At 41.9% G+C, this 10,789-nt stretch carries 10 protein-coding genes and 1 pseudogene; 9 read left to right on the top strand and 2 right to left on the bottom strand.

The genetic code is table 11. The annotated features are described in order from the left end of the window. Positions 1 to 2: 2 nt before the first annotated feature. Genes MHB51_RS07115 through pyrE form a run of 4 tightly spaced genes read left to right on the top strand, consistent with a single transcriptional unit; the run spans position 3 to position 3,022 of the window. Positions 3 to 776, top strand: coding sequence for a dihydroorotate dehydrogenase electron transfer subunit (locus MHB51_RS07115; protein WP_342559282.1), 774 nt, complete (start codon positions 3 to 5; stop codon positions 774 to 776). After that, the gene (locus tag MHB51_RS07110; protein ID WP_342559281.1) at positions 773 to 1,684 is read left to right on the top strand and encodes a dihydroorotate dehydrogenase; all 912 of its coding nucleotides are present in this window, start codon (positions 773 to 775) and stop codon (positions 1,682 to 1,684) included. Before MHB51_RS07115 ends, MHB51_RS07110 begins: the two co-directional genes overlap by 4 nt. Then, a complete protein-coding gene (pyrF, locus tag MHB51_RS07105) occupies positions 1,684 to 2,391 on the top strand; it encodes an orotidine-5'-phosphate decarboxylase (protein WP_342559280.1) in 708 nt (235 codons plus the stop codon). Before MHB51_RS07110 ends, pyrF begins: the two co-directional genes overlap by 1 nt. A gap of 1 nt (position 2,392) precedes the next feature. Further along, on the top strand, positions 2,393 to 3,022 hold the full coding sequence (gene pyrE / locus MHB51_RS07100) for an orotate phosphoribosyltransferase (RefSeq protein ID WP_066169862.1): 630 nt from the start codon (positions 2,393 to 2,395) through the stop codon (positions 3,020 to 3,022). Between the two features lie 730 nt (positions 3,023 to 3,752). Here pyrE and MHB51_RS07095 read toward each other — a convergent pair. Together MHB51_RS07095 and MHB51_RS07090 are read right to left on the bottom strand one after the other, a co-directional pair. Continuing rightward, a complete protein-coding gene (locus MHB51_RS07095) occupies positions 3,753 to 3,893 on the bottom strand; it encodes a hypothetical protein (RefSeq protein WP_161956376.1) in 141 nt (46 codons plus the stop codon). Between the two features lie 268 nt (positions 3,894 to 4,161). Further along, positions 4,162 to 5,835, bottom strand: a complete 1,674-nt coding sequence (locus tag MHB51_RS07090) for an NFACT RNA binding domain-containing protein (protein ID WP_342559279.1) — start codon at positions 5,833 to 5,835, stop codon at positions 4,162 to 4,164. 155 nt (positions 5,836 to 5,990) lie between these two features. Between MHB51_RS07090 and MHB51_RS07085 the strand changes: the two genes are divergently transcribed. The 5 genes and pseudogenes from MHB51_RS07085 to priA all read left to right on the top strand — a co-directional run bounded on the left by MHB51_RS07085 (position 5,991) and on the right by priA (position 10,788). Beyond that, entirely contained in the window at positions 5,991 to 6,866 is an 876-nt protein-coding gene (locus tag MHB51_RS07085; protein ID WP_066169871.1) for a YicC/YloC family endoribonuclease, read from the top strand. Positions 6,867 to 6,888: 22 nt separating this feature from the next. Further along, positions 6,889 to 7,506 (top strand): guanylate kinase, encoded by a 618-nt coding sequence (gene gmk, locus MHB51_RS07080; protein WP_066169875.1) that lies wholly within the window; start codon positions 6,889 to 6,891, stop codon positions 7,504 to 7,506. 3 nt (positions 7,507 to 7,509) lie between these two features. Further along, the gene (gene rpoZ, locus MHB51_RS07075) at positions 7,510 to 7,734 is read left to right on the top strand and encodes a DNA-directed RNA polymerase subunit omega (protein ID WP_066169878.1); all 225 of its coding nucleotides are present in this window, start codon (positions 7,510 to 7,512) and stop codon (positions 7,732 to 7,734) included. Between the two features lie 76 nt (positions 7,735 to 7,810). Continuing rightward, a pseudogene (gene coaBC / locus MHB51_RS07070) lies at positions 7,811 to 8,347 on the top strand (bifunctional phosphopantothenoylcysteine decarboxylase/phosphopantothenate--cysteine ligase CoaBC); the annotation flags it as partial. Between the two features lie 26 nt (positions 8,348 to 8,373). Continuing rightward, on the top strand, positions 8,374 to 10,788 hold the full coding sequence (gene priA / locus MHB51_RS07065) for a primosomal protein N' (protein WP_342559278.1): 2,415 nt from the start codon (positions 8,374 to 8,376) through the stop codon (positions 10,786 to 10,788). Position 10,789: the final 1 nt, after the last annotated feature.

Below are 10,789 nucleotides of genomic sequence, written 5' to 3'. Positions count from 1 at the left end.
TCATGATTCGAAGTGAGCGTATGACAGTCGTTCGCCAAGTAAAAATCGCTCATAATATTTTTGAGCTTGTACTACAAGGAGAGCTTGTCCAGGATATGAGTCCTGGGCAGTTCGTTCATGTCAAAGTATCGGATACATTTGAGCCGCTATTGCGTCGACCAATTAGTATTGCTGATGTCAACAAGGAAAATCAACAATTTACAATGATCTATCGCGCGGAAGGTCGAGGAACAACTGTGCTATCATTAGCAGTTGCCGGTCAAGAAATTGACGTGCTCGGTCCACTTGGTCATGGTTTTCCTGTTGAAGCAGCCCCTGTTGATGGAACAGCGCTTTTAGTAGGTGGGGGAATTGGTGTACCACCACTCCATGAGTTGTCAAAGCAGCTTAATGCGCGTGGTGTACGCACAATTCACGTTCTTGGCTTCCAATCCGATAACGTGACATTTTATGAGCAACAGTTTAACAAGCTAGGCGACACATATTATGTAACGGTAGATGGAACAAAAGGGACGAAAGGTTTTGTCACGACATTGTTAGACGACTTAAAGCCAGAATTTGATGTGTTTTATTGTTGTGGTCCATTGCCGATGTTAAAAGCAATGGAAAATACTTATCCACATAAAGAGGGCTATTTATCATTTGAGGAGCGCATGGGCTGCGGTATCGGCGCTTGCTTCGCCTGCGTTTGCCAAACGACAGAGCAGGTGGAGAAAGATTATGTAAAGGTGTGCTCAGATGGGCCGGTATTCCCGAAAGGAGTTGTCCAATTATGAGCCGTATCAATTTAGAGTTACCCGGATTATCGTTAAAAAACCCGATTATGCCAGCATCTGGCTGCTTTGGCTTCGGACGTGAATATGCGCAGCTTTATGATTTATCAAAGCTAGGCGCTATAATGATTAAGGCTACAACGCTAGAAACTCGCGCGGGCAATCCAACACCACGTGTAGCCGAAACAGCAGCGGGCATGTTAAACGCAATCGGGCTACAAAACCCTGGTCTTGAAAAAGTAATGAACGAAGAATTGAAGTTTTTAGAAGGCTATGATGTGCCGATTATCGCCAATGTAGCAGGCACAGAGGTGGCTGACTATGTAGAGGTGGCACGCCAAATTTCGACCGCGGCAAATGTTAAAGCACTAGAGCTCAATATTTCTTGTCCGAATGTTAAATGTGGCGGTATCCAGTTTGGAACAGACCCTGCAACAGCACAGGAATTAACCGCGGCGGTGAAGGCTGTATCAAGCGTTCCAGTTTATGTAAAGCTATCACCGAATGTTACGAGTGTTGTAGATATCGCAAAGGCAGTAGAAGCGGGCGGTGCAGACGGTATTACGATGATTAATACATTAGTCGGCATGCGTCTACACGAAAAAACAGGAAAGCCTGTAATCGCTAATGGAACAGGGGGGCTATCTGGCCCTGCGGTAAAGCCTGTTGCGATTCGCATGGTTTACGAAGTATATAAGGCAGTTACTATTCCAATTATCGGCATGGGTGGCGTTACGAACGTACAGGACGTTATTGATTTTATGTCGGCAGGTGCTTCAGCGGTAGCGGTTGGTACAGCAAACTTCGTCGACCATTTCGTTTGTCCAAATATTATCGAGGCATTGCCAGCAAAGCTAGATGAGCTAGGTGTAGGTCATATTTCAGAAATTATCGGAAGGAGTCACCGTTAATGAACAACAAACCGATTATTGCGCTTGACTTTCCAAGCGAGAAAGAAGTGTTTCACTTTTTACAGCAATTTAATGAGCCATTGTTCGTAAAAGTCGGCATGGAGCTTTATATGCAGGAAGGTCCAAGCATTGTGAATAAAATAAAAGAGCAGGGGCACGCAATCTTTTTAGATTTAAAACTCCATGATATTCCGAACACAGTGCGATCTGCAATGAAAGGTTTAGCACGCTTAGGCATTGATTTAATCAATGTCCATGCAGCAGGTGGCAAACCGATGATGGAGGGCGCTTTAGAAGGTCTAGAGGCAGGAACAGCGGCAGGTAACAAGCGCCCAATATTAATCGCTGTCACACAATTAACATCGACAACAGAAGAGCAAATGCAAGCGGAGCAAAAAATCGCATTATCCTTGCAGGAATCTGTTTTGCATTATGCAAAATTAACGAAAGAGGCAGGTTTAAACGGTGTCGTTTGCTCTGTGCACGAGGCAAAGGCAATTGCTGAAGCATGTGGAGAAGATTTTTTACGTGTAACACCGGGTATTCGCATGTTAGGCGGAGATGCACATGACCAAAAACGTATTGCTACGCCAGATGGCGCAAAACGTGACGGCTCAACGCATATCGTTGTTGGACGTGCGATTACAGGTGCAGCAAATCCAGTACAGGCATACAAAGAAGTTTGTCAATTATGGGAGGCAAAATAACATGGCATTACAAAAAGAAATCGCTCATGCAATGTTGCAAGTAGGAGCAGTAGAATTAAATCCAACAAATTTATTCACATGGGCATCAGGCATTAAATCACCAATTTACTGTGATACACGCCTAACAATTTCAGACCCAGCCATCCGCAAGCAAATTGCAAACGGCTTAGCAGCAAATATTAAAGAATTTTTCCCAGAGACAGAAGTTGTAGCAGGCACAGCAACAGCCGGCATCCCTCACGCTGCATGGGTAGCGGATATTTTACAGTTACCAATGGTCTACGTGCGCTCGAAAGCAAAGGAACACGGCCGCGGCAACCAAATCGAAGGTAAATACGCAGCTGGACAAAAAGTAGTCGTAGTAGAAGACATCGTCTCAACAGGTGGCTCATCTATCACAGCAGTAGAAGCTTTACGCGCAGCAGGCTGTGAAGTCGTAGGCGTTGTATGTGTCTACACATACAACCTACCAAAAGCAGAAAAAGCCTTTGATGAAATCGGCGTACACTATGTATCACTAACAAACTTCGATTACTTAGTAGAAGCAGCCTCGGAATCAGGCACAATCTCAGAAGAACAGATACCATTTTTAAAGGAGTGGCATGTAAAACTTAAAGCCGGAGAGCTTTAAGTTTTACATGCGACGAGGATGGCAGAGCCACCGCAGGAGCACAACGGATAGAAAGCTTGGCAGATAGCTGAACTTTCTTTAAAGATGTAAGAGGCTGGGACAAAAAGAAAAAATGTTAGACCGTAATCTAATGGGTCTAACATTTTTTTGATTTAAGACGGAATATTTAACTCCATAAAGCGGAAAAATTTTTATCTATTTTCGTCATTTTTCAAAATAATAAAGTTATGCCCTAACCTCTCTTTTTTAGCTTTAAAAATAGAAAACGTGGAATAAACCTCTAAAAACGTGGAATAAAAGCTAAAAAACGTGGAATAAAAGCTAAAAAACGTGGAATAAAAATTGCGCAATAGTCTAAACGTGGAGTAAACACGTAAAAAACATATGCTTCTGCGGTTATTCGTCGCAAAAATTATGTGCTCCTGCGGTTACTCGTCGCAAAAATTATTGCTGAAAAAAGTTAAATTACTGCTTTCACAATGTAGCGAGAGTGTGTAATGGGCAAACTCTTTTCTGTGGCATGTTGTTCAAAAATCGTTGTGATTTCATCTAAGTTTTGTTGTTTTAAAATCTTGTAAAAGCCAATTAGGAAAAGATGTTGGATTAAGTAGTGTCATAAGTCGTTGCTCCTTCGTTTTGTAAATGATGTTTACTTACACTAAAAAATGTATGGCATCGTTCACCATACATTTTCTAAATATCACTAATTGTCATAACGAGTACCCCTCTGTTAGAAATCATTGTCGCCAAAATGGTCGAACGTGTCCTCACAACGTTCCTCGTGTAAGTAAGAATCATTATTTTCGCAAGAATCCTCATATGTGTAAGGATACTTACTTTGTACTTGGTCTAAATAGGATTGATATGGCATATGTAGCACCTCCGAATAGAATATTTTCTCATTATACAATATTCAGAATATTTTTGAAATAGAAAAGTGAAAAAAGTTTGCTAAAATACTTCGCCATAAGGATTGTCCAAAAAAGTTAAGTTTTTTCCAAAGCAGTGAAAAATTTATTTTATTTTAACTTCAACAGAAAATCATAAAACTCTTGTGTTTTTAATGAGCGACGATTTTATTGAAACATCAGCGCCCAACAAGCTAGCAACTGCACAGCTTGTTGGGTGCCACCTAACTATTATTTTTTCTTCAGGCGTAGTACCAATTCCTCATCTGGTGTTACGTACAATGTTTTTTGCTCAAAATAAATGACGAAGCCGGGCTTTGCGCCATTTGGCTTTTTGACTTGACGGATTTCTGTGTAGTCAACTGGTACGGATGAAGATTCTCGTGCTTTACTGAAATAGGCGCTGAGCACTGCGGCTTCATGTAATGTCGTTTCGTCAGGTGTTTCGCTATGAATAACAACGTGCGAGCCTGGGATATCTTTTGTGTGTAGCCAAATATCATTTTTCTTTGCGAGCTTAAATGTTAAAAAATCATTTTGTTTATTATTTTTACCGACGGAAATAGTTATACCTGTTGAAGATAAAAAGGCTTCAGGCATAGGCTTTGTCGGCTTTTTCTTTTTTTTCGAGGCACGCAGACGTAAAAAGCCTTGCTCAGCTAGTTCCTCGCGAATTTCCTCAATATCGCTCGGTGCAGCTTGTGCCACCTGCTGTGCGAGCATTTCGAAATAGTCGATATCTGCATGCGTTTTTTCTAGCTGCTTCTCAATCATAACAAGTGCATTTTTCGCTTTATTATAGCGCTGATAATAATGCTGGGCATTGTCAATTGGCGTTTTGCGCGGGTTAATGGCAATTGTCACTGATTCACCAGTATAGTAATTTTCAACAGTTACATTTTCTTGCCCTTTTTCAAATTGATAAATATTAGCCATTAACAGCTCGCCGTAAAGCTGTAATTGGTCTAGCTTAGAGGCTTGCTCGTAATCCTTTTCAAGCTTTTTCGTTTTCAGCTTGAGCTTATCTACCTCATTGCTAAGCCAGCGCTCTAAATCACCAGCTTGTTGTTTGACACGGTCACGCTCTGCACGTGCAAAAAAGACACGGTCCAAAAGTGCGCCTAGCGTTGGGTATGTAGCAGCTTGCCCAGTTAAATGCGTTAATGAGCATGGTGAAAAAACAGCTTTGCCATCCCTATCAATATAAGTAGGGCTCATGGCATTCGTCAATTCCTGTAAAAATAGCTGAAATGCTGCGACTCCATGTGCTAAACGTGCTAATAATTCCTCCGCATGTAGCGGTGAGAAGCCAGCAAAATGTGCGACTACTTCCTTAGCGCTTTTGGGCTCTGCAAAAAAGTCCTTTATCTCTTCCTCTGTAACTGTATATGGATTTACCTTATGCTGCGCAGGTGGTGCGATATAAGGCTGCCCCGGTAAAACAGTACGGTAGCTATTTAAGGAAGGCGGTAAATACTTTAAGCTATCGAGAATTTTATCATTTACCGCATCAACTAATAGACAGTTGCTATGTCTGCCCATAATTTCGATAATAAGCTTGCGCATAATTTTGTCGCCAACCTCATTTTTGCTCTCCACGACCATATGCAATATGCGCTCTGTGCCATCCTGCGTAATGGCATGAATAAAGCCCCCTTCCAAATGCTTGCGCAGCAGCATGCAAAACATTGGCGGCTCGGGTGGGTTATCAATCGTCTGCTCTGTTAAATGTATGCGTGCGTAGGAAGGATGAATTGAAATAATTAATTTATGATTTGTGCCGTTTGCCCGAATATGAAGCATTACTTCCATGGCATTTGGCTGGTGAATTTTTGTAATACGTCCTGATACTAATTGTTGAAGCTCCTGCGCAATTGCGCGTGTAAATAATCCATCAAAAGCCATATTCATTCCTCTTTCGTTCAATACTTGATTCACTTAATCATAGCATTTTTTACCGATAATACTCTAGTTGAATGTTTTTCTTTAAAATGTAGGAAAAAATATACCATCCTATGTTATAATGGTGTGCAGTATTTTAAAGGAAGGTGTGACGGACCTTGGTGCGTAGTATGACAGGCTTTGGCAGGGGTGTCACAACGACAAAATCGTATCAATTAACGGTTGAAGTTCGTGCTGTGAATCATCGATTTTTAGAAATAAGCACAAAATTTCCGAAAGAATGGATGGAAGCAGAGGTTTTAGCAAAAAAAATGCTTTCCACCGCTATTTCACGCGGAAAGTTAGATGTATTAATTGTTATGAAAGAACTTCAGGCAGAAGAGCAGCATGTACAAATAAATTGGCCTTTACTCGAAGCATACATAAATGCGAAAGAAGAATTATCACAAAAAATCGTTATGCAGGAAAAGTGGTCGATGCAGGAAATTGCGATGCTTGACCAAGTGCTTGTCGTAGAAAAACGGGAGGCAGTACAGGATGGTCTACTTGCTTCTGTAGAGCGAGCGATGCAGGAAGCGATTGAAAATTTAGTGCAGATGCGTGAGCGTGAAGGACAAGAGTTGAAGCTAGTTATGTTACAATATAAAGAACAATTGCAGCAGCAAATAGCAAAGATTCGTGCCACATCTTCTGATGCGGTAATGAAATACCGTGAGCGCTTAAAAACACGAATTGAAGAAATTGCTAGTGGGCAGCTACTAGAAGAACGGTTGTTAATGGAAGTGGCATTATTCGCAGAGCGTGTAGATATTACAGAGGAGCTAGATCGTCTTGATAGTCATTTTGGTCAGCTTGAGGAAACGTTGGAGGAGCAAGGGGCTATTGGTCGTAAGCTCGATTTTTTAATGCAGGAAATGCATCGAGAAATCAATACAATTGGTTCGAAAAATCAGTCCTCCGAGAGCTCGATTGCAGTCGTGCAAGCGAAGGCCATTTTAGAGAAAATGCGTGAGCAAGTTCAAAATATTGAATAGCTAAAGGGAGATTTAATAATCAATGAAAAAACAACGCGGCTTATTAATCGTATTGTCCGGCCCTTCTGGTGTCGGAAAAGGAACGGTTCGTAAAGAGCTATTTTCACAAGCGAATACAAATTATGAATATTCGATTTCAATGACGACACGTCAGCCTCGCGAAGGAGAAGTAGACGGTGTAGACTATTTTTTTAAAACGCGCGAGGAGTTCGAAGCGTTGATTGAACAGGGGGGGTTACTAGAGCATGCTGAGTTTGTCGGCAATTACTACGGCACGCCACTTACTTACGTAAATGATACGCTCGCTGCGGGGCGAGATGTATTTTTAGAAATTGAGGTGCAAGGAGCAGCGCAAATTCGCACGAAAGCTCCCGATGCGTTATTTATTTTTTTAGCGCCGCCAAGTCTTTCAGAATTAAAGGAGCGACTAGTTGGACGAGGAACAGAAACTGAGGATATTATTGCCAAGCGTATTGCCACAGCGCGAGAAGAGCTGGAAATGATGAGCCTTTATGATTATGTTGTAGAAAATGATGAAGTTCAAAATGCATGTGATAAAATTAATGCTATTATTAAAGCAGAGCATTGTAGACGTGAGCGCGTCGAAAAAATATACTTGTCAATGTTGAGAGGAGAATAATTTATGTTATACCCATCAGTAGATGCGTTAAAAAAAGAAATCGATTCAAAATATTCGCTTGTGAGCTTAGCTTCAAAGCGAGCACGCCAAATGCAAGAGCAAGGTGGCGAGAAGCTTGGTAAATACGTATCGTATAAGCCAGTAGGACGTGCATTAGAAGAAGTAGCAGCAGGTGTTTTACGCAAAGAGGCACAGGATGCTTCAACTGTTTACGAGGATGAAATCTAAAACTACTTAAAAACTACTATTTAGCTCCCGAGGAAATGTTCTTTGGGAGCTTATCGTTTGAAAGGGTGGGAAATCAATGAGCAAAAAAAATATTTTACTATGTGTGACAGGTGGAATTGCTGTTTATAAGGCGGTTGCTCTCGTAAGTAAGCTAGCGCAGGCAGGAATGAATGTAAAAGTTATTATGACTGCGTCGGCAAGGCAATTTGTCAATCCGTTAAGCTTCCAAGTAATGTCTAAAAATGATGTTTTTTTTGATACATTTGATGAAAAGGATTCGAGTGTTATTGCCCATATTGATTTGGCTGATTGGGCTGACCTTGTGCTTGTCGCGCCTGCAACAGCCAATGTTATTGGAAAGCTAGCAAACGGTATCGCAGATGATATGGTTACAACAACTTTGCTAGCGACAACAGCTTCTGTGTGGATTGCGCCCGCAATGAATGTCCATATGTACGACCATCCAGCGGTTAAACGTAATATCCAGCAACTTCACGAAGATGGCTATCAGTTTATTGAACCTTCGGAAGGATTTTTAGCGTGCGGCTATATCGGTAAAGGACGTTTGGAGGAGCCAGAAAAAATTACAGCGCTTGTGCTTGCGCATTTTGCCGGGCAAAGTGAAAGAGAAGAGCAGTAATGACACGTATTGCGAAAGTAATTGTAGATGTGGCAGCATACCCTGTCGACCGTCCATTCGATTATATCGTGCCGGCTGATTGGTACGATTTAATCGAATGTGGCTGTCGTGTCAAAGTACCATTTGGACCGCGCAATGTGCTCGGCTTTGTTGTTGAGCTTGGAAGTGAGACAGATGTACCGTTAGATAAAATCAAGCCAGTGGCGCAAGTATTAGATATGGAGCCTGTGCTAACAGAAGAAATGCTAGCATTGGCAAAGTGGTTAAAAAAAGAAACAATTTGCTATGAAATTGACGCATTGCAAGTGATGCTGCCGTCGGCTTTAAGAGCGAAATATGAAAAAATGGTTCATTTACAAGCGCCGCTTGAAGCGCTATCTCCTTTCATAGCAGCCCTTTTCCAAAAGTCATCAAAAGTGAATTTTAAGCAATTTGACAAGCAAGGGCTGCTAAAAGAGTTGAAGCAGGCGATAAAACAGCAACAGGTGCGCCTTGAAAATGAAGTAAGGCAACAAGGAAATATTAAAGAAATTCGCAAAGTGCAAATTCATGCTGATGTTGCTTATTTAACAAAAATTGAACAGCAATTATCAAAGCGAGCAAAGAAGCAAATCCAATTAGTACAGTGGATGCAGGCACATTGTGGTGAAGTGTTTTCCCCTGATGCAATTTATGAGCAGGTCGGTGTAACAGCAAGTGTTTTACAGGCACTTATCGAAAGTGGTGCTGCACAATATATTCAAGAAGAGGTGTATCGCGACCCCTTTACAAAGGATGTAGAGCAGACGACCGCCTTACAGTTAACAGATGAACAACAGAAAGCATTAAATCAGATTACAGCAGCTATGGAAAGACGTCATAATGAAACCTTTCTATTACACGGTATAACAGGTAGTGGGAAAACTGAGGTGTATTTGCAGGCGATTTGGCAGGCGTTACAGGATGGCAAAGAGGCGATTATGCTCGTGCCTGAAATTTCACTAACGCCACAGATGACAGAACGCTTTCGCTCGCGCTTCGGTGAGCTAGTTGCTGTACTACATAGCGGGCTATCTGTCGGGGAGAAATACGATGAATGGCGCAAAATTCAACAAGGTAAAGTGAAGGTTGTTGTAGGTGCACGCTCGGCAATTTTTGCCCCCTTTCAAAATGTTGGGCTTATTATTTTAGACGAGGAGCATGAATCAACGTACAAGCAGGAGGATGCCCCTCGCTATCATGCACGTGATGTGGCAATTTGGCGCAGCAAATTTCATCACTGCCCTGTTATTTTAGGCAGTGCTACACCAGCGCTTGAATCGTTCGCAAGGGCGAAAAAAGGCGTCTATACATTGCTAACGTTGCGACAGCGAGCAAAGCAGCAGGCCTTGCCGAGTGTGGAAGTTGTCGATATGCGTGAGGAATTGAAGCAAGGCAATCGCTCGATGTTTTCAACGAGCCTAATCGAAGCGATGCGTGATAGATTAATACGGCAAGAGCAAATTGTTTTATTTTTAAATCGTCGTGGTTATTCAAGCTTTGTGCTATGCAGAGATTGCGGCACAGTTGTGCAATGTCCAAACTGCGATATTTCATTAACGTATCATCGCTATAATGAAAAATTAAAATGTCATTATTGTGGCTATGATGAGTATGTACCGCAAAGCTGCCCACAATGTCAAAGTAAGCATATTCGTTTTTTCGGAACAGGGACGCAAAAAGTCGAGGAGGAAATTTATAAGCTCTTTCCAGAGGCAAAAATTGTGCGCATGGATGTCGATACAACATCGCATAAAGGAGCACATGAGCAGCTGTTGGACGTTTTTGCGAGCGGGCAGGCAAATATTCTACTTGGTACGCAAATGATTGCCAAAGGACTTGATTTTCCTAATATAACGCTTGTTGGGGTGTTAAGTGCCGATACGTCCTTGCATTTACCTGATTACCGCGCAAGTGAGCGCACATTCCAACTTTTAACACAGGTAAGTGGTCGAGCGGGGCGTCATGATTTACCAGGCGAAGTAATTATCCAAACGTATACACCTGAGCATTATGCAATTGAACTAGCGAAAGAGCAACAGTACGAGCCGTTTTATACGCGAGAAATGCATGCGCGTCATCAAGCGGGCTATCCACCGTATTATTATTTAGCGCTCGTCCAAGTGTCGCATGAGGATGTCATGTTGGCGGCTGAATATGCTGGGCGAGTAGCGGATTATTTGCGTTCAAATTTATCTTTTGGTGTTGCTATTATCGGTCCAACAACCGCTAGCATTAGCCGTATCAACAATAGATATCGCTATCAATGTTTGATAAAATACAAAATAGAACCGAATTTAATTGATACATTATTGCAATTGATCAAAATATATCGAACAGACTGGAGCAAGAAGGGCATACAGCTTATCGTAGACCTTGATCCAGTCGTCATTTAAG

The sequence above is a fragment of the Metasolibacillus sp. FSL K6-0083 genome (assembly GCF_038630865.1).
In the GTDB taxonomy this organism is placed as follows: domain Bacteria; phylum Bacillota; class Bacilli; order Bacillales_A; family Planococcaceae; genus Metasolibacillus; species Metasolibacillus fluoroglycofenilyticus.
This window is presented reverse-complemented; position numbering and strand designations above follow the sequence as displayed.

What these genes read in the sequence shown, in the direction of transcription:
- MHB51_RS07115 (WP_342559282.1), top strand. Translation starts at nt 3, where the DNA reads ATGATTCGAAGTGAGCGTATGACAGTCGTTCGCCAAGTAAAAATCGCT.
- MHB51_RS07110 (WP_342559281.1), top strand. Translation starts at nt 773, where the DNA reads ATGAGCCGTATCAATTTAGAGTTACCCGGATTATCGTTAAAAAACCCG.
- pyrF (WP_342559280.1), top strand. Translation starts at nt 1,684, where the DNA reads ATGAACAACAAACCGATTATTGCGCTTGACTTTCCAAGCGAGAAAGAA.
- pyrE (WP_066169862.1), top strand. Translation starts at nt 2,393, where the DNA reads ATGGCATTACAAAAAGAAATCGCTCATGCAATGTTGCAAGTAGGAGCA.
- MHB51_RS07095 (WP_161956376.1), bottom strand. Translation starts at nt 3,893, where the DNA reads ATGCCATATCAATCCTATTTAGACCAAGTACAAAGTAAGTATCCTTAC.
- MHB51_RS07090 (WP_342559279.1), bottom strand. Translation starts at nt 5,835, where the DNA reads ATGGCTTTTGATGGATTATTTACACGCGCAATTGCGCAGGAGCTTCAA.
- gmk (WP_066169875.1), top strand. Translation starts at nt 6,889, where the DNA reads ATGAAAAAACAACGCGGCTTATTAATCGTATTGTCCGGCCCTTCTGGT.
- rpoZ (WP_066169878.1), top strand. Translation starts at nt 7,510, where the DNA reads ATGTTATACCCATCAGTAGATGCGTTAAAAAAAGAAATCGATTCAAAA.
- priA (WP_342559278.1), top strand. Translation starts at nt 8,374, where the DNA reads ATGACACGTATTGCGAAAGTAATTGTAGATGTGGCAGCATACCCTGTC.